Origin of the sequence: Ekhidna lutea (assembly GCF_900188325.1) — a bacterium.
In the GTDB taxonomy this organism is placed as follows: Bacteria; Bacteroidota; Bacteroidia; order Cytophagales; family Cyclobacteriaceae; genus Ekhidna; species Ekhidna lutea.
On the sequence record NZ_FZPD01000004.1, the window covers coordinates 130090 to 147728 of the forward strand.

Below are 17639 nucleotides of genomic sequence, written 5' to 3' on the forward strand. Positions count from 1 at the left end.
TTTTATATTGATTTTACTAATCCTCCATCGATGAGGAAATCTTGTCCTGTGATATATGCTGATTTATCGTCAGCTAAAAACGAAACGAGCTCCGCGACTTCATCAGGTGTTCCCTGACGCAACATCGGAATTTGATTGATTGTTTCTTCAGTTGCCGGATAACTGTCTATAAAGCCCGGCAACACATTATTCATTCGAATATTCGAACTGGCATAATTAGCGGTAAATAGCTTAGTAAAGCTGCTCAACGCCGTTCTAGCTACACTAGAAATCGGAAAATTTAAAGAAGGTTCCTTTGCTCCAAAAGTAGAGATATTGACGATCGATCCTCCTCCACTCATGTGAGGTGTTACCAATCTTGACATTCGAATGACATTCATCAATGCCAGATCAAATCCTTGCTTCCACTGCTCATCTGTCAGTTCCAGCAGCTCTCCTTTTGGCGGATGTCCGGTGTTATTTACCACCACATCAATCTGACCGTAGGTTTCGAGCGTAGCATCAACTAATCTGGATAAATCCTCCACATTATCGGTTGACCCCTGAACTGCGATTCCACCAAACTTGCTTGCCAGATCATGTATCTCGGATGAACGAGAAAGAATCGCTAATTGGTAGCCCTCCTCTGCCAGTTTTTCAGCACAGGAGAGTCCCATGCCTTTGGATGCTGCTGTTATGATTGCAACTTTAGTTTCGCTCATGATAGAAATCAACCCTACTTTTTATTAAATGTCATCTCGAACGAAGTGAGAGATCTATACATCAAATGAGTAAATATTTCTCCTAGGTCGAAATGACATTCTTATATTAATTCTACAATGGAATATTCCCGTGCTTCTTTCTTGGCAGCTTATCTACCTTGTTTTCCAGCATTTTAAATGCGTGAATCAATTTCGTTCGTGTATTGTGAGGCATAATAACCTCATCCACAAAGCCTCGCGCTGCAGCGATATACGGGTTGGCGAACTTCTCCGTGTATTCATTGATTTTTTCCTGAAGCTTCGCGTTAGGATCATCCGCTTTTTTAATTTCTTTTCTGAAGATAATCTCAGAAGCACCTTGTGCGCCCATTACTGCAATCTCAGCAGTAGGCCATGCGTAGTTCATATCCGCTCCGATGTGCTTGGAGTTCATTACATCATATGCTCCCCCGTAAGCTTTTCTCGTAATAACTGAGATTCTTGGCACTGTTGCTTCGCTAAATGCATACAATAACTTCGCTCCATTGGTAATGATCGCATTCCATTCCTGATCGGTTCCGGGAAGGAATCCCGGCACATCTACCAACACCAAAAGTGGCACATTGAAGCTGTCACAGAATCTCACAAACCGTCCACCTTTTGTGCTTGAGTGAATATCAAGCACTCCGGCCATACTCATTGGTTGGTTTGCCACAATACCTATGCTTCTACCAGCCAGTCTTCCAAACCCACAAATAATATTTTCAGCAAAATCTTTATGAACCTCCAGGAAGCTTTCTTTATCAATGATGCCATTGATAACATCATGCATGTCATATGGCTGGTTCGGATTATCCGGAAGAATGTTATCCAAAACATCACGGGTTTCATCCCCCACCTCGTATTCCAACATTGGAGGTTCTTCTTCGCAGTTGGAAGGTATATAGCTCATTAGTTGCTTGATCTGACGAATGCATTCTGCTTCATTGGCACATGCAAAATGGGTAACTCCACTTTTAGATGCATGTGTTTGCGCTCCACCTAACTCTTCGCTGGTTACATCTTCCTGGGTTACGGTTTTCACTACGTTTGGCCCGGTCACAAACATGTAACTACTCTGCTCCACCATGAAGATGAAGTCCGTAATGGCCGGTGAGTAAACCGCTCCACCTGCACATGGCCCGAGAATAGCCGAAATTTGAGGAATCACACCTGAAGCAAGCGTGTTGCGGTAAAATATATCCGCATAGCCACCAAGAGACACCACGCCCTCTTGAATTCGGGCTCCACCTGAGTCGTTCAAGCCTATCACAGGAGCACCATTCTTCATGGCCATGTCCATGATTTTCACAATTTTTTCTGCAAAAGTCTCTGAAAGTGATCCACCAAACACGGTGAAGTCCTGGCTGAACACATATGTCAACCTACCATCAATAGTACCATACCCGGTCACAACTCCGTCTCCCAGAATCTTCTGCTTGTCCATCCCGAAATCGGTGGCACGGTGGGTCACAAACTTCCCGATTTCCTCAAACGAACCTTCGTCAAGAAGAAGGTCAATTCGCTCACGTGCGGTCAGCTTTCCTTTTTCGTGTTGTTTAGCTATTCGGTCTTCTCCACCACCTTTGAGTGCTTCTTCATTCATTGAGTCTAGTCGCTCAATTTTCTCAGCGGTGGTTTGGATGTTCGTCGCGGTTTTTGGTTTTTCTGTACTCATATTTCTTTGCAAAACGCCAAAGATAAGGCGAGCACAGGACAATGAGAATTCAGCAATTATCAATCGAGTAAATCAAGAATCTCTCCATTCCATTTTGCTATATTGCGGCCTGTTTATGAAAGTAGCTGTAATTGATTTAGGTACAAATACTTTCCACCTTCTGATTGCCAGAGTGGATCGAGACTCTCATGAAATGCTTCATCGAGAGCGAAAAGCAGTGAAAATTGGCGAGAAGGGGATCAATAAGGGAGAAATCACAAAAGAGGCCTGGGGTCGAGCACTAAAAGCCCTTCATGAGTTCAAGGAAATGATTGATGCGAATGACATTGATCAGGTTTTCGCAACAGCTACCAGTGCTATCCGCAACGCCAACAATGGGCAGGCGCTTGTCGACGAAATCAAATCTCAGACCGGTATTGAAATAGAAGTTATTTCAGGAATGAGAGAAGCTGAGCTGATTCACCATGGTGCAAGTAAAGCCCTTGATTTTGGAGAAGAAAAAAACCTCATCATGGATATTGGCGGTGGCAGCATTGAATTCATTATCGCTGATAACCAAAAAGCTCACTGGATGCAGAGTTTTGAAGTCGGTGGTCAACGACTGGTGGAAATGTTTCATAAAACAGACCCTATTTCAACGGATGAAATTGAAAAACTAAATGCCTTTTTTGATAAGGAACTACAACCATTAGTAGAGGCATGCAAAGAATTCAGACCAACAACGCTAATTGGTTGCTCCGGAACCTTCGATACTTTGAGTGATATCTATTGCGAAGAAAATGATATCGAAAGGCAATCGGATGCAACCGAATACCCTTTCGGAAAAAATGTTTTCAAAAAAATCTACGAAGACCTGATTACTAAAAACAGGGAGCAGCGTCTTGCAATTCCGGGAATGATAGAAATGCGGGTGGACATGATCGTAGTAGCGTGTGTTCTCATTGACCACATAGTTGAGAAAATAGCGCTGACTAATATTCGGATTTCGGCTTATGCATTGAAAGAGGGAATCCTGTACAATGTATTAGATCAACTTCAGGAAGGAAATTCTTCTCATTAATCATTGCCATTGATCGGCGAATGATTAAACTTAGAAATCCATTTTAATCCTAATCTACTAATGAAATTCGCGTTTGGATTCACTTTTCTCTTATGGACGCTTTCGTCTCCTTCACAAGATATCGCTTTTCAAAGTATCATATCTGAGATTCAGAGTAATCTTCATGAGGTTCAAACGAAGAATGAAAACTACACACACGAATTGTCATTCGTGAACCATTCAGTACTCAGATACACCCTAACTGAAATAGACAAAAGAGGTCAAAGTACGGTACTCGTGTCTGAATTTAACGTTGCTGACCTGGATCCATATGCCTTACGTGAAGAAACCAGGCAGGATATTATTCATCTCAATCTGACTGTAGAAAATAGCCAGCGATTTATTAAGAAATATGAGAATGGAGAGGTGGATGGTTATGAGTCAAACCTGCTTATCGTAGCGCAGGATATTGACAATGCACGAACAATCAAAGAGCTAATTAAGCAAGCAATCCCGCTCGCTAAAGAAATAATGGATAATAAGCTCAAAGCCAACACCTACGAAGAAATGGAAGATTGGCTGGTGGCTCACGTAGTTAAAGTAGAAGGTGACAAAAAATCCTACAACCAACAACTCACTGCGTTAGAAGATTTTCCTGCAAATTTTCAATTCACACAAACCCAAATCACTTCAAAATCTTCTGAACAAAAGACCTATATCTTCAACCTATCAGATATAAATATTCATAGCCTCAGATTCAACATCTCCGGATCAAGCTTTTCATTGAATTTTGAAACCAATCGCAATCAAAAATTGATGCGAGTGCTTGAAAATGAAATTCCCAGAGGATTTGATAACAAAATAGAAATTTTCACTAACAATGTTGAAGAGGCCAGGGACCTGAAAATCATGTTAACCAAAGCTGTGCCACTCGCTGAGTCTAAAGTAGAATCCTCTATCAAAAAGCTTGAATCCTTGCAATCAGCTTTTGATTTTCTGGAAACTTATGTGAAAGACATCTACTTTGGAGCCGAATCAATTGAGCAGCAAATTGAAGGAAACTGTTTAATTAAATATTCACTTTCAGAATCTGATACGAAATCAACAAATAAGACCTCCGCTGCATTAAATCTCATTGACATCAACCCCACAACTATTGATTATGATATTTCCAGTCACCGTATGTATGTGGAGTTTTCTACCAAAGAATCAATGGACTTGATCCAGACATATGAAAACGATGCGTTTGATAGGTATGATGACGAGCTGAAAATCTATGCCGAGAACATTGAGGTAGCCAGAAGGATCAAAGCTGCCTTGCAAGATCTTACACGGTTATGCCAACGTGATTATCAGAGCCCTTTTGAGGGAATGACACTGGAGCAAAAAATAAACTGGCTCACTAAAAACATGGAAGATGTAGTAATCGATGACGAGACTTTTACCCAAACTTTTGAACAAGTGGATAAGTCCGATCCGGAAAAAATCAAGCTCACCAAGCTTGAAATCAATGAAAAAGGACGTACAGAAGAAATTTATGAATTCAACCTCACGGACCTAAATCCAAAAAGTATTCAATTCGATATCGGCTATAAAACACTTGCTGTTGACTTTGAAACTAAGTTCAAGGAGGACATCATCAAATATTATAAAGATGGTAAGATTGAAAATTACCAGGATGATTTTGAGTTGATCTTTGTAGACGTTGAAAAAGCCCGAAACATAATTTTGGTTTTCAATCAAATCATAGCCGAGCTTAATGAGTAATTTCGCTGGATGAATTTTTCAGCAGAGGAACTTAGGAGATTTGCAACCCAAATTTTTACCAAGATTGGTTGCCCTGAAAATGAAGCACAGCTAGCCGCAGATGTGCTGGTCAATGCCGACCTCAGAGGAGTTGATTCTCATGGTGTGGCTCGTTTGTCCGGTTACATCCGGCTGCATGAAAAAAATCGCCTTAACGCCACGCCTAAAATCAAGACTGTACATGAAACACCATCTACAGCAGTGGTAGATGGTGACTTAGGACTAGGGCTTGTTGTGGGGCCACATGCCATGAATTTGGCCATAGAAAAAGCGAAGAATGTGGGGTCAGGATGGGTTTCTGTTAAAAATTCCAACCACTATGGAATTGCCGGATATCATTCGATGATGGCGCTGAAAGAAGATTGCATTGGTATTTCTTTAACCAATGCCAGCCCATTGGTCTCTCCTACTTTTTCTAAAGAGCGACTCCTTGGCACCAACCCTATTTCCATCGCCATTCCTACAAAAAATCAACCTCCGTTCGTATTAGACATGGCAACAACCACCGCTGCAAACGGAAAGTTGGAGGTACTGCAACGAAAAGAACTGGATGCACCCGAAGGGTGGCTTCAGGATAAAGACGGTCATATCACCACTGATGCAAAAGGCTTAATGAAAGGTGGATCCATGCGTCCACTTGGTGGTGATCGCGAACACGGCTCTCATAAAGGATATGCCTTAGGTGCAGTAGTCGATATTCTTTCAGCAGTATTGTCAGGTGCCAATTACGGCCCCTGGGTCCCACCGTTTGTTGCCTTTATTGATCCGGCACCAAATCCGGTAGGTGAAGGTCTTGGACACTTCTTTGGTGCCATGCGTATAGATGCCTTTCGTGATGGGGAAGAATTTAAATCGCACATGGATAACTGGATTGAGCGATTCAGAGCTTCTGAAACTGTAAATCCTGATGAGAAAGTGTTGATTCCGGGGGATCCTGAACGTGAGATGACAGCTGAGCGATTAAAAAATGGTATTGATTTACTGGAACCTGTTGTTAAGGATTTAAGTGAGCTGGGAGAGAAGTTGGGGGTTGAGTTGATAGCTGGTAATTCGTAGATTAGTAGTCGGATTCAACCTTAATTAAAATGTCAGACGTCAAAACGCAACCCACCGATCAAAGTGTAGATGCATTCATAGATTCAATAGAGCCGGAATCGAAGCGTGATGATGCACGGGAGGTTCTCAAGCTCATGAAAAAGGTAAGTGGAGAAGATCCCATCATGTGGGGTGATTCGATCGTAGGATTTGGTAAGTATCACTATGTCTATGAATCCGGCAGAGAAGGTGATTGGATGCTGACCGGCTTTTCTCCCAGAAAACAATCGCTGACACTTTATCTAATGTCGGGGTATGAAAAAATGGCTGAGTTGCTGCAGAAGTTGGGGAAATATAAGCACAGTGTAAGTTGTCTCTACATCAAACGCCTCTCAGATATTGACATGGATGTACTGGAAGAAATGATTCGCACTTCTATTGAAATTATTAAAAAAAGATATGCGGAGCATAATTAGTCTGCTGATCCTCTCCATTTCATTTGGCCTGTTGGCGCAGCGTGTCGCATTTGAAGACCCTGATCTTTCTTTCAGTTTTAAAAAACCTAAAGGATGGGAAGTTGTAGATGATGGGTATGTTGTAAAAGTGAGTCCTTCGATTGCCGACACTTCTACAACCTGTTTTGCCATCACCTATTTTGAGTCACCTAAACCCGTCGGAGATATCCCTCTGGATTTACAGCTCCAAATCGATTCTACTGAAACGCCAACCAGCAAAACCAAAATAGCCGGTGAGGAAGCAAACTGGTTCGAAGAGACATCTGAAAATTTTATCAGCAGACATTACACGTTCTTTAAATTCAATCAGCGGTTTGAGATTACAATCAAGTACCCCATTGAATCAAAGTATGATAAAAAGCTGAAATCAATCATTCGTTCAATAAAAGTGAAACAATAATCCCCCACCGAACAATCTGGTTGCTTCAACGAGCCTTAGCTGACGCTTAACTAATTGCCGGAACTTCCACCTCCTGAACCTGTTAAATTCGGTAATAAATATAATTACCGCTAATGGATTATTTCAGAAAAGCAACCGCCACTTCTCCAGCTGTCATTATGGATGCACAATACCAATCTGTACTGATTAAAGGATCGTCTACATGTATAAATATGGACGAATATGGAAGTGTTTTGAAGGTCATACAAGTGCAGCTTAATAGAGGAAACTACTCTGACGTGAATATTAAGCTTTCACACTTCAATACCAGGGCTGCAAAAGCATTATTATTACTATTTAAATCCATTAAAACCAGCAATAAATCAATTGCTATCAATTGGGTTTATGACAAAAGTAATGAGGAAATGAAGCAGATGGGGCAGGATTACAGCGACCTGCTTGAAATGGAGTTTAACTTCTCTTGCAATTAAACTAGCTAAAATATTCCTACACCAATCCCTGCGCGAATTACCCATGGACTGTTGTATGGTCTAGGGAAATCAGTTTCGTCATAAAGGACATTATACAATGCCATCAGGCTGAATGATGCTCGGCCACCGAGCTGCTCAGCATAGCCCCCTCCTATCAGTAAACTATTATAACCCGTCCGTTCCTTGCGGACCGGATCAACACCTGTAACGTACTCAAAGGACAATCGCTCAAACTCTGAGTAAGCAAAAAATTGCTGTACAATATTGTATCTGGTAAATAGACTCCAGCCATAATTATTAATGCTTATGCTTGGCTGTTTGATTTTTACGTACTGATAAGAAATTCCTACTCCTGCCGAAAATTTTTCTGTGATTTTATATCCTACCTGTGGAGATAGGCTAAGATTGGTTTGATCAGCGCCAGCGCTAAACCCAAAGCCTCCCCCGAAGTAAATCCGATCGGCGAGTTTGCCTTGCGCTGAAACTCCAATAAAAATGAATAAGCAGGAAGTGAATAGGATCGATCTCATCAGTCTTCTTTTACGACAATGTATAGATCCTCGTTATCCTTTTTCATCAGATACTTTTCTCTCGCCATTTTCTCCAAGAGATCAGGATTATTATTTAGTGCCGCCTGGTCATTTTTCACCTGCATGATCTTTTCCTGGTAAAAGTCTTTGGCTTCTATCAGATCAGCCTTTTTACCGGACAGTTGCGCCTGCATAAACAGATCGTTGCTATCTATAAATGCCAGCCATACCACAAAAAACAGTGCGGACAGAAAATAAAAATTCTTAAAAAAAGACGGGATACGGTCTAGTAAATTATTCATGTGTTTATTGATTAATTTTCAACGGTACACATGGAATTCGCATATGTAATACACTCCAAAAAAAGATAATATCACATAATGCTCATTTCATCTGCTTTGAGTTTTATGGGTGGTTTGTCTTTCAAAGCATCAGCAGATAGGTGTAAAGATAAGAAATATCTAGGTAGACTACTCTTTCACTTTCAATTGTTTGATCTTTTTCTCCAGTTTTCGCCACTTTATAATAGAAACACAAATTATAATAGGCCATACAATGACTATTGCAACATCTAAATAGTCTATAGTATTTGGGTATTTATCAATGATATCAAATAGTTGTAAAATAACAATTAATGAACCGATAGTTACAGCAAAAATTTGCCCTGTTGCCTAATTTTGCTTGTCTCTATATTCTTTCCTTGAAACTTCCATGTCGCTAATATAGGTATCTGTCAAGATTGATAAAAAGGAAACTCTTTGATCTGTTTAAAGCCCAATTCTTCTTTCTTCCAAATGAAGTGTGTCATGCCATTGGTAATGGCGAGGTACTGTGAATCCAGGACTTTATTATACGCAGAAACCTGATTAACTACTTTTTGATCCAGCTTGACATTTGGTGCTTTGCATTCAACCAAAAGAAACATTTCTCCTCCCTTATCCAGGACTGAAATATCGGATCGTTTTTGATTTTTGAAGTAACGCATCGAATGTTCCAGTTTGAACAATCCTTTGGGGTAGTTCAGGTGGGCAACCAGCAGGTTGATAAAGTGCTGACGGACCCACTCTTCGGGAGTAAGCACTACCCATTTTTTCCTTACCTGGCAAAAAATGTTGTTTCCCTCAACTTGATAATCAAACTCAGGCAGCTTGAGTGGATGCATTCTTAAGCTTCACTTGTGATAAGAAAATGATGCCAATGATGAAGAATGACGCCAGCGCCAGCGTGCTGTTTCGCATACTTCCTGTTACCTGCTCTATATAGCCATAAACAAACGTCCCAAATACGATGGACAGGTTATAGGTCACATCGTAAAAGCTAAAGAACGAAGCTGTGTCTACTGTATCAGGAGGCATGATCTTGGAAAATGTAGCTCTGGAAAGAGATTGAATGCCACCCATTACCAATCCTACTACTGCAGCTAGTGCAAAGAACTCGATCTCCTGATTGACGAAATATGCATACAGACAACACACAATCCAGATCACAATCATGACCAACAGGGATTGAATATTGCCTCTTTTCTTAGAAACAAAAGCAAAAAGATATGATCCTGCAATGGCCACAAACTGGATCAGCAAAACCGTCATAATCAGTTTGGATGCTTCCATTTTCAACTCTTTAGATCCAAAAGTTGCTGCCAGGTACATTACAGTTTGCACGCCCATGTTGTAGAAAAAGAATGCAAGCAAATACTTACGCATGCCTTCCATATCTTTCAGCTGTCCCCAAACGTTTCTTAGCTCACGATACCCATTGGTCAGGTAATGACCTTCCGGTTTTCTACCATGCGGGTTCTCCGGCAGCTTAGCAATCGCATAGAGTGAAAATCCGATCCACCATACCCCAACGGTAAGGAATGCTACACGGGAAGCAATGCCTGCATCAGCTAGACCAAACGTGTTAGGCATTTCAATTACAACAAGATTCAAAACAAGCAAAATCACGCTTCCCAGGTACCCGTATGAATAGCCTCTTGCACTCACAATATCACGCTTGTCTTCGGTTACGATTTCATTCAGAAATGCATCATAAAAGACCAAACTACCCGAATAGCCCACACTCGCCATTACTGAACAGAGTATGCCCCATTCAATGTTTTTACCGGTAAAAAAGAAGAGGCCAATACACGAAAAGGAGCCGATCAGCATAAACATTTTCAAAAAGAATTTCTTCTTCCCCGCATAATCAGCAATACCGGATAAAATCGGGAGGATAATAGCTACCAGTAAAAAGGATGCGGATAAGGCATAGGAGTACAAAACGGAATTCACCACTTCGGTACCGAAGAAACTCACTCTATCCCCTCCATTGGCATTTACGGCCACAGCCTGATAGTAAATAGGGAAAATGGCTGAGGTGATGGTAAGCGAGTAAACGGAGTTTGCCCAGTCATACATACACCAGGCTCGTATGGTCTTCTTTTCGTTAAGCATAGAAAATCGCGTTGATCCGGCAATATAATGAATGCTACTTTCACTACTTTTAGCATTACCAAAATACGCTATGAACTTTGACTTAAAACCGGAGAAACTCCACCGCCAAAATATTCCAACCGCACGTCTCCCATCCGGGACGGTGATTGAAATTCCTATTTTTTCCTATGAAGCCAAAAAAGAAGGCCCAACAATGCTTCTAATGGCCGGGATGCATGGAGACGAAATCAATGGTGTAGAGATCATGCGCAGGATCATTGCTCAGAAATTGTATCAGGTAGATGCAGGCAGAGTAATAATGATCCCTGTATTCAACGTCTTCGGATTCATAAACTTCAGTAGAGAAGTGCCAGACGGCAAAGATGTGAATCGATCATTTCCGGGGACTAAAAACGGCTCACTCGCAAGTCAGTTTGCTCATTTTTTGATGCAGGAGATTGTCCCTCATATTGATTATGGGATCGATTTTCATACCGGAGGAAAATTAATCAACAATTACCCCCAGGTGAGAGCCATGCTCGACGATGAAAAAAGTAAAGGTTTAGCAAATGCTTTTGCGGCTCCCTTTATCATCAACTCTCCATTTAGAGATAAATCATTGAGGAAAGAAGCCGGCAAACATGGGAAAAGTATACTTGTCTATGAGGCTGCTGAATCATTGAAACTTAGAAAGCATGCCATTGATGAAGGTTTGTCAGGCATGAAGAGAGTTATGAAGCATCTCAAAATGATTGCTGATGCTCCTACGCCTACCAGAGAACCAATTACAATCATTAAATCTACTTGGTCAAGAGCTGGCCGAGCAGGACTCCACTATGCACAAGCGCGGAATGGTGCCTTTGTGAAAAAAGGCGATGTATTGGGAGTAATCTCAGACCCTTACGGAGAATACGAAAAACCAATGAAGGCTTCACATGACTGTTATGTGCTTAGCATAAACAACAACCCGGTAGTCAACCGGGGCGATGCATTGTTCCATACAGGAGTTGTACCTTCATGATAACCGAACTCAACCATAAAGACGAAACTGTTGCAAAAAGAATCAGAACAGTATTCCAGGCATCCTATGCAGTAGAAGCCAAACTACTTAAAGCAGAGAATAACTTTCCGCCCCTTCAGCGACCAATTGATGAATTTATTAAAACAGATAATTCATTCTATGGATTTCACCAAGGGGTTACACTGGCGGCCGTGATGGAGATCAAAGAAGATGGTGATTCCGCACATATTCAAAGTCTGGTCGTAGATCCGGTATTTTTTAGAAAAGGCATAGCTAGCAAACTGCTGGGTTTTCTCTTTGAAAATTTTGATGCGAAGATCTTTACCGTTGAAACAGGTGCGGAAAATGGTCCTGCAATCGCCCTTTATGAACGATTCGGATTCACTTTAATGAAAAAATGGATGACCGAGTTTGGGATTGAGAAGGTCCGATTTGAAAAACGTTAATCTTCAATCACCTCAAACTCTACTCGCCGATTCAGTTTTCGTGTTTCCTCGGTTTCGTTTCTGGCTATTGGCTGATTGCCTCCATACCCTTTACCTGTCACGCGATAGGGACTTATTCCTTGTGAAATAATGTATTCCTTCACTGCTCTTACCCTTGCTTCAGAGAGCTGTACGTTTCGAACAGGATCACCTGTATTGTCAGTATGCCCTTTCAGCAGGATTTTGATCTTCGGATTATCATTCAACATCTCCACTACGAGATCCAGTTCTTCATAGGAATCTTCGATTAAATCGGGCGTGCCACGATGAAAAAGCACATGGCTAAGTGCAATCGTCTCACCCTTTTTTACGCGCTCTAATGCAATTTTATTTTCACCCATGATCAAATTATCCTCTAATGCAAAACGAACCGGCAGGTATCCCTCTGACTTAATCTCAACTTCTCCATACTTTAGGAATGAGGAATCCAGCACGAACACTCCTGCAGGTACAGGTAAAATCAACGTATCAAAGATCAGCTGTGCGGATAGATATTCATCCGTTTTCTTATCTACTATTTGAATCATCGCTTCACTGGCCACTACCTCCGCAACAGTCATCTCCTCCACAGGCTCTTCTACCACTGCCGTATCCTCCGCTATATTTTCCTTGAATTTGACCTTCATAATGTCTCCATACCCATCACTATCCTTCGAACTGATGTAATACGCCCACTCAGACCCATCCAGATATGCGAATGAAGTTTCAGAACCAGATGTATTCACCTGCGGGCCAAGGTTTACCGGCTCACTCCAGTTTCTCCACGATTCATCCTGACGGACCGTATAGAACAGATCAAAGCTTCCTTGACCTCCTCTGCCGTTCGTGGCAAAGAATAACGTTCGATTATCCTCAGCCAGAAATGGAGTCACTTCCTGAAATTCGGTATTCAACTGAAAACCTAGGTTCTTAGCTCGATCCCAGGAGCCATCCGATTTCTTTTTTACAAGATATAAGTCTTCCACACCGGCCGTATTGTTAGACTCCATACTCAAGATCATATATCGTCCATCTTTTGACAAACAGCCACTTTGGATGGGGGCCTTGTTTCTTAAAAAAGGAATATCTACTTCCTCAACTTTCCCATTAGATGAAAATTTTACTTCTCCATAGTACATGCCTTTATCAAAAGTTACCTCACTGTAGAATACTCCGAAAGGTGTAAAACCTAATGGACTGAGCATTCCCTTTTCACCAAGCCAGTCCGGGAATACTAAGACCTGCCATGACATCCCTTCAATAACTACCTCTTTTGAAGTAAATAGGTCCGATGATGTGGCAACCCCTCCCTTTTCTTCCGTGAAGGCCATCCCCTTTTGGAATGGATTGAGCACTAAATAATTCTGTCCGTTGGCTGTATTAAGCGAGTCAACTGTTGTGCCAGTGCCTTCAAAAGCTATTTGAGCATTTAAAGACAAGCTTAAACAGGCTAAAAATATGATTATTGAACTTTTCAAGTAATTTTTTTAATTTTTTTGTGAATATTATTTGATAATATAAATATCTTTATATATAATTGTATTGTAAAGTTTCTCTATTGGTTAGTTGGTGACAAAGCTAAACAGCTAGTGAATTACGAAAGTCCGGTATGGTTAGCCGGACTTTTATTTTTTACCGGCTTACTCACAAAGGTATTACCTGCAATCACAAACCTCCACGGTTTTAGCGCATCTTCTTCAGCATATTCCACACCAATACGTGTATCTGCTAAAATTTCAAATGCATTTTCATTTGAATCCTTTGTTATCCAAATACTCTCACCAGTCAAACTTACCCCTGTCAAATTAGTCTTTATCCCCATCGCCTGAGATAAGGTGCCCGGACCGGATGCTAACTTTGCTTTAGTGTGATTTCTTCTTTCTCTCATAGCTTCAGTTCCGTAGACAGGTTCCAACGCACGTATCAGCACTGCATCCGCCTGACCTTCGACATTCGTAACCACATTGAATAAATGATGGATACCATAGCAGAGATATACATAAGCACAGCCGGCAGGGCCATACATCACCTCCGTTCGTGGCGTTCTTTTCTCATTTGCATGGCATGCTTTATCTCCTCGCCCACAATACGCCTCAGTTTCCACAATTTTTCCAATAGTCAAAACCCCCTCTGTTTCTGTCACGAGCAGCTTTCCTAATAAATCTTTTGCTATTTCTACGACATCTGCTCTTTCATAAAACGATCTTGGCAGTTTTTCGTAAATGGATGTATTAATTTCGAAAACCATAAAACCTTATTAACAACATGAAAAGAATCACAAATCTAATCGCACTATGTGTGTTGGTCACCTTTGGGGCCACAGCACAAATATCAACTCCTGCTCCTAGTCCTGCAGGATCAGTAAGCTCCACCGTGGGTTTAACTGATATAAACATTGATTATTTCCGACCTGGTGTAAAAGACCGACAAATCTTTGGAACCGGGGATGAATATCTTGAGCAGTACGGAGAAGTTTGGAGAACTGGCGCAAACGCTGGAACGATGATAAGCTTTAGTACAGATGTGAAAGTGGCAGGTCAGGATGTGAAAGCAGGAGAATATCAAATAGTTAGTATTCCTGGTGAATCTGAGTGGCAAATAATGTTATTATCTGAACCAATTGGTGGAAATGAGAGTGCCTATAATGACAGTCTAGCTGTTGTGAAAACAAAAGTTAAGTCTTCCAAAACTGCTGCTCCTGTAGAAAGAATGACCTTCCAGATTTCTGATATCAGTGCAGACAACACTTCAGCAAACATTCATTTTGCATGGGCTAATGCATCATGGAAAGTGCCTATAGAAGTAAGCTTCCACGAATCTGTGATGAAAGATATCGCTGCTAAAACGCAGGTAAATCCACAGAACTATGTAGCAGCTGCTAACTACTACCTAAACTCAGGTGAGAACCTGGAGCAGGCCCTGGAGTGGATGAACAAGTACCTTTCAATCGGTGAAAACTCTGGACAGTTCTGGCATGTGCACACGAAGGCTCAGATTCTTGCAAAACTTGGCAAGAAAAAAGAAGCCATCGCAACTGCTCAGGATTCAATGGCAAAAGCAAAAGCTTTTGAGCAGGGAGATTTCGGATACATCAAAAGAAACGAAGATTTAATTGCTTCTCTGAAGTAATTATAACCAAGTAAGATCGAAAAAGCGTGGGCGTGAGTTCACGCTTTTTTTTGTGACCTCACATATCAATCCATTATATTTAAATATTAATTATCTGTGATGTCCAAAATTATATTATTCATTCTTATAGCGTTTATGTGGCTAAACGTCAGTTGTGGGGATGATAATGGAATTGACTCAGAAGTGGAGTCTGAATTTGAAATGTGTATAGATGACCCTAAAGATGGATTGATTGCAGGTGGTTGTCGAAATATTTTTGCCTATAAATTTTTAGACACCAAGGAAGATATCTCTGTAGTTATTGATGCAAATCCAGAGATTTTCACGATCACAAATCAATGTGAGAATTACGCACTACCTATTGAGGGAATTACAGTTTCACTTCAACTATCAAAAAAGCATCCGGATAGTATTTATTTTAATTTCTGTGATGACATTGTTTATGAGAACATGGCTGAACCCTTTGAATGGCCACTTAAATCCGGACATCTAAAAATTGTTGCAAACATCGATACTGTATCCGTTAACTCTAAGGACTTTCGTGTGTCTCTCGAACTAAATGAAATTGTATTTAATAATCCAAATTCTGGTAAAGACACTTTAATCAACAATATTGCCTTTTATAAAACACATCAAGGGTGGGAACCTCCTTTTTAGAAGCTTAAGTCAGTCCAGCACTCAAAGTGACTGGACGGATCACCTAAGCTTTCTTACTTCCCAGTACCCCCTGCAAGATCAAACTCAGGATAATGGTAGACCCACAGCCGAGCACATTGTACCACAGGTAGCTTAATGAAAACATGCCTGCTTCAGTCATGAAGTGACAGACAATAACACCAGTTTGAGCAATAAGCGCTGCGATGAAAACCGCATTTCCTTTCACTTTCTTAAAAAAGAATGCAACAAGGAATATCCCCAGGATGGTGCCATAAAAAATAGAACCGATAATATTGACCGCTTCAATGAGGTTCTCTGAATTCTTTGCCAGGATCGCAAATAGAATCGCCAAAACGCCCCAACCGAATGTCATAAGCTTGGAGGTGTTGAGATAATGATGTGGGGACCCATCCTTTTTGATCGCTCGTTTATAGAAGTCAACAGAAGTCGTTGATGCCAATGCATTCAGCTCGGAAGAAGTGGATGACATGGCTGCTGAGAAAATCACAGCAATTAAAAGACCAATCAAGCCATGAGGCAGATAAGTAATGATAAACGTGAGGAAAACGTAATCTGAATCTTTTGTCTCAAGTGTATCGTCTGCTTTCAGGATTACTTCTTTGGCTTGTTGCCTTATCGCTACCGATCGGGCATCTGCCTCTTTTAATTGGGTAGCAAATCCATTGCGTTCAGTTTCTGAAATGTCATTTTTAGCCAGGTTTTCTGCAGCAACTCTTCGCTCCTGTAAGACAACATCATATTGGTTATTTAGCTGCTCAAATTCTCCTGCATATTCCGAGTTTTCTACAATTTCTACGGATGCTTCTTTAAAGTGAATAGGTGGGTTGTAAAAAATGAAAAAGACATATACCATCACTCCAACAAAGAGGATGAAAAACTGCATTGGGATTTTCAAGATGGCATTAAACATCAATCCCATACGGCTCTCAGCTGCACTGGTGCCTCCAAGGTATCGTTGCACCTGCGACTGATCGGTTCCGAAGTAGGACAATGCTAAAAAGAACCCACCAGTCAAACCGGACCAGATGGTGTAACGCTCACCTGCATCGGTACTGAAATTCACCGCCTCCAGTTTGCCTAGATTGCCGGCAATCTCAAGTGCTCCACCAAATGAGGTATGATCTCCGATGTATCCAATGATCATAAAAAAGGCGGCAAACATGCCTGCCATAATCACGGCCATTTGTTGCTTTTGGGTAATCGATACCGCTTTTGTTCCACCGGAAACGGTATAGATAATTACGAGAATCCCCGTACCCAGGATTGTAATGGTCAAATCCCAGTGAAGGATGGATGAAATGATAATGGCAGGAGCATAAATGGTTATTCCGGCAGCCAACCCTCTTTGAATCAAGAAAAGTGCTGCTCCTAAATATCTCGTTTTCAGATCAAATCGCTTTTCTAAAAACTCATAGGCTGTATAAACCTTGAGCCGATAGAAAATCGGAATAAATACTGCAGAAACGACGATGAGTGCAATGGGTAATCCGAAGTAATTCTGCACGAATCCCATCCCGCTTTCATAGGCTTGCCCCGGTGTAGAAATGAATGTAATGGCACTGGCTTGTGTGGCCATCACGGAGAGCCCGATGGTTCCCCACTTCATGGTGTTTCCACCCAGGAGATAGCCTTCAATATCCTTTTGTCCTCTCGTTTTATAAACGCCGTAGGCCACAATAAATAATAGGGTGCCAAACAGCACAATCAAGTCGAGGGTATTCATATACTAATACGCAGAGCT

19 protein-coding genes are annotated in these 17639 nt (G+C 41.3%); 10 read left to right on the top strand and 9 right to left on the bottom strand.

All coding sequences use genetic code 11. The annotated features are described in order from the left end of the window. Positions 1-2: 2 nt before the first annotated feature. Positions 3-701, bottom strand: coding sequence for an SDR family oxidoreductase (locus CHB71_RS11720; RefSeq protein ID WP_089357116.1), 699 nt, complete (start codon positions 699-701; stop codon positions 3-5). A gap of 112 nt (positions 702-813) precedes the next feature. Beyond that, positions 814-2397 carry an acyl-CoA carboxylase subunit beta gene (locus CHB71_RS11725; RefSeq protein ID WP_089357117.1) on the bottom strand — a complete coding sequence of 528 codons (1584 nt, stop codon included), beginning with the start codon at positions 2395-2397 and terminating at the stop codon, positions 814-816. 115 nt (positions 2398-2512) lie between these two features. Here CHB71_RS11725 and CHB71_RS11730 point away from each other — a divergent pair, with 115 nt between their 5' ends. From CHB71_RS11730 to CHB71_RS11755, 6 genes are all read left to right on the top strand, one after another. Further along, positions 2513-3457: a Ppx/GppA phosphatase family protein gene (locus CHB71_RS11730; protein WP_089357118.1), complete on the top strand. Its 945-nt coding sequence runs from the start codon at positions 2513-2515 to the stop codon at positions 3455-3457. 60 nt (positions 3458-3517) lie between these two features. After that, on the top strand, positions 3518-5203 hold the full coding sequence (locus CHB71_RS11735; protein WP_089357119.1) for a hypothetical protein: 1686 nt from the start codon (positions 3518-3520) through the stop codon (positions 5201-5203). 9 nt (positions 5204-5212) lie between these two features. Further along, positions 5213-6298 (top strand): Ldh family oxidoreductase, encoded by a 1086-nt coding sequence (locus CHB71_RS11740; RefSeq protein WP_089357120.1) that lies wholly within the window; start codon positions 5213-5215, stop codon positions 6296-6298. Between the two features lie 29 nt (positions 6299-6327). Then, positions 6328-6753 (top strand): DUF1801 domain-containing protein, encoded by a 426-nt coding sequence (locus CHB71_RS11745; RefSeq protein WP_089357121.1) that lies wholly within the window; start codon positions 6328-6330, stop codon positions 6751-6753. Further along, positions 6737-7192 carry a hypothetical protein gene (locus CHB71_RS11750; RefSeq protein ID WP_089357122.1) on the top strand — a complete coding sequence of 152 codons (456 nt, stop codon included), beginning with the start codon at positions 6737-6739 and terminating at the stop codon, positions 7190-7192. The genes CHB71_RS11745 and CHB71_RS11750 overlap by 17 nt, the downstream gene beginning before the upstream one ends. A 113-nt stretch (positions 7193-7305) precedes the next feature. After that, positions 7306-7662, top strand: a complete 357-nt coding sequence (locus CHB71_RS11755) for a SiaC family regulatory phosphoprotein (RefSeq protein WP_089357123.1) — start codon at positions 7306-7308, stop codon at positions 7660-7662. Positions 7663-7667: 5 nt separating this feature from the next. Here the strand turns inward: CHB71_RS11755 and CHB71_RS11760 are convergent, their stop codons facing one another. The 4 genes from CHB71_RS11760 to CHB71_RS11775 form a co-directional block, all read right to left on the bottom strand. After that, positions 7668-8192 (bottom strand): hypothetical protein, encoded by a 525-nt coding sequence (locus CHB71_RS11760; RefSeq protein WP_089357124.1) that lies wholly within the window; start codon positions 8190-8192, stop codon positions 7668-7670. Further along, positions 8192-8494 (bottom strand): FtsB family cell division protein, encoded by a 303-nt coding sequence (locus CHB71_RS11765; RefSeq protein WP_089357125.1) that lies wholly within the window; start codon positions 8492-8494, stop codon positions 8192-8194. The genes CHB71_RS11760 and CHB71_RS11765 overlap by 1 nt, the downstream gene beginning before the upstream one ends. Positions 8495-8925: 431 nt before the next feature. Next, a complete protein-coding gene (locus CHB71_RS11770; protein ID WP_089357126.1) occupies positions 8926-9354 on the bottom strand; it encodes a type I restriction enzyme HsdR N-terminal domain-containing protein in 429 nt (142 codons plus the stop codon). After that, positions 9332-10627, bottom strand: coding sequence for an MFS transporter (locus tag CHB71_RS11775; RefSeq protein ID WP_089357127.1), 1296 nt, complete (start codon positions 10625-10627; stop codon positions 9332-9334). Before CHB71_RS11775 ends, CHB71_RS11770 begins: the two co-directional genes overlap by 23 nt. A 70-nt stretch (positions 10628-10697) precedes the next feature. On the opposite strand from CHB71_RS11775, the gene CHB71_RS11780 reads away from it, so the two are divergent. Then, on the top strand, positions 10698-11627 hold the full coding sequence (locus CHB71_RS11780; protein ID WP_089357128.1) for a succinylglutamate desuccinylase/aspartoacylase family protein: 930 nt from the start codon (positions 10698-10700) through the stop codon (positions 11625-11627). Next, complete coding sequence (locus CHB71_RS11785; protein WP_089357129.1) at positions 11624-12073, top strand: GNAT family N-acetyltransferase; 450 nt, start codon at positions 11624-11626, stop codon at positions 12071-12073. The genes CHB71_RS11780 and CHB71_RS11785 overlap by 4 nt, the downstream gene beginning before the upstream one ends. Here CHB71_RS11785 and CHB71_RS11790 read toward each other — a convergent pair. After that, a complete protein-coding gene (locus CHB71_RS11790) occupies positions 12070-13569 on the bottom strand; it encodes an OmpA family protein (protein WP_144017409.1) in 1500 nt (499 codons plus the stop codon). The two genes, CHB71_RS11785 and CHB71_RS11790, sit on opposite strands and share 4 nt — an antisense overlap. Positions 13570-13685: 116 nt before the next feature. Continuing rightward, positions 13686-14339, bottom strand: a complete 654-nt coding sequence (locus tag CHB71_RS11795) for a DNA-3-methyladenine glycosylase (protein WP_089357131.1) — start codon at positions 14337-14339, stop codon at positions 13686-13688. A 17-nt stretch (positions 14340-14356) separates the two neighbouring features. Here CHB71_RS11795 and CHB71_RS11800 point away from each other — a divergent pair, with 17 nt between their 5' ends. Both CHB71_RS11800 and CHB71_RS11805 read left to right on the top strand, forming a co-directional pair. After that, on the top strand, positions 14357-15220 hold the full coding sequence (locus CHB71_RS11800) for a DUF2911 domain-containing protein (RefSeq protein ID WP_089357132.1): 864 nt from the start codon (positions 14357-14359) through the stop codon (positions 15218-15220). A 99-nt stretch (positions 15221-15319) separates the two neighbouring features. After that, positions 15320-15877 (top strand): hypothetical protein, encoded by a 558-nt coding sequence (locus CHB71_RS11805; RefSeq protein ID WP_089357133.1) that lies wholly within the window; start codon positions 15320-15322, stop codon positions 15875-15877. Positions 15878-15920: 43 nt separating this feature from the next. On the opposite strand, the gene CHB71_RS11810 is transcribed toward CHB71_RS11805, so the two are convergent. Continuing rightward, on the bottom strand, positions 15921-17621 hold the full coding sequence (locus tag CHB71_RS11810) for a sodium:solute symporter (RefSeq protein ID WP_089357134.1): 1701 nt from the start codon (positions 17619-17621) through the stop codon (positions 15921-15923). Between the last annotated feature and the right edge of the window lie 18 nt (positions 17622-17639).

What these genes read in the sequence shown, in the direction of transcription:
- CHB71_RS11720 (WP_089357116.1), bottom strand. Translation starts at nt 701, where the DNA reads ATGAGCGAAACTAAAGTTGCAATCATAACAGCAGCATCCAAAGGCATG.
- CHB71_RS11725 (WP_089357117.1), bottom strand. Translation starts at nt 2,397, where the DNA reads ATGAGTACAGAAAAACCAAAAACCGCGACGAACATCCAAACCACCGCT.
- CHB71_RS11730 (WP_089357118.1), top strand. Translation starts at nt 2,513, where the DNA reads ATGAAAGTAGCTGTAATTGATTTAGGTACAAATACTTTCCACCTTCTG.
- CHB71_RS11735 (WP_089357119.1), top strand. Translation starts at nt 3,518, where the DNA reads ATGAAATTCGCGTTTGGATTCACTTTTCTCTTATGGACGCTTTCGTCT.
- CHB71_RS11740 (WP_089357120.1), top strand. Translation starts at nt 5,213, where the DNA reads ATGAATTTTTCAGCAGAGGAACTTAGGAGATTTGCAACCCAAATTTTT.
- CHB71_RS11745 (WP_089357121.1), top strand. Translation starts at nt 6,328, where the DNA reads ATGTCAGACGTCAAAACGCAACCCACCGATCAAAGTGTAGATGCATTC.
- CHB71_RS11750 (WP_089357122.1), top strand. Translation starts at nt 6,737, where the DNA reads ATGCGGAGCATAATTAGTCTGCTGATCCTCTCCATTTCATTTGGCCTG.
- CHB71_RS11755 (WP_089357123.1), top strand. Translation starts at nt 7,306, where the DNA reads ATGGATTATTTCAGAAAAGCAACCGCCACTTCTCCAGCTGTCATTATG.
- CHB71_RS11760 (WP_089357124.1), bottom strand. Translation starts at nt 8,192, where the DNA reads ATGAGATCGATCCTATTCACTTCCTGCTTATTCATTTTTATTGGAGTT.
- CHB71_RS11765 (WP_089357125.1), bottom strand. Translation starts at nt 8,494, where the DNA reads ATGAATAATTTACTAGACCGTATCCCGTCTTTTTTTAAGAATTTTTAT.
- CHB71_RS11770 (WP_089357126.1), bottom strand. Translation starts at nt 9,354, where the DNA reads ATGCATCCACTCAAGCTGCCTGAGTTTGATTATCAAGTTGAGGGAAAC.
- CHB71_RS11775 (WP_089357127.1), bottom strand. Translation starts at nt 10,627, where the DNA reads ATGCTTAACGAAAAGAAGACCATACGAGCCTGGTGTATGTATGACTGG.
- CHB71_RS11780 (WP_089357128.1), top strand. Translation starts at nt 10,698, where the DNA reads ATGAACTTTGACTTAAAACCGGAGAAACTCCACCGCCAAAATATTCCA.
- CHB71_RS11785 (WP_089357129.1), top strand. Translation starts at nt 11,624, where the DNA reads ATGATAACCGAACTCAACCATAAAGACGAAACTGTTGCAAAAAGAATC.
- CHB71_RS11795 (WP_089357131.1), bottom strand. Translation starts at nt 14,339, where the DNA reads ATGGTTTTCGAAATTAATACATCCATTTACGAAAAACTGCCAAGATCG.
- CHB71_RS11800 (WP_089357132.1), top strand. Translation starts at nt 14,357, where the DNA reads ATGAAAAGAATCACAAATCTAATCGCACTATGTGTGTTGGTCACCTTT.
- CHB71_RS11805 (WP_089357133.1), top strand. Translation starts at nt 15,320, where the DNA reads ATGTCCAAAATTATATTATTCATTCTTATAGCGTTTATGTGGCTAAAC.
- CHB71_RS11810 (WP_089357134.1), bottom strand. Translation starts at nt 17,621, where the DNA reads ATGAATACCCTCGACTTGATTGTGCTGTTTGGCACCCTATTATTTATT.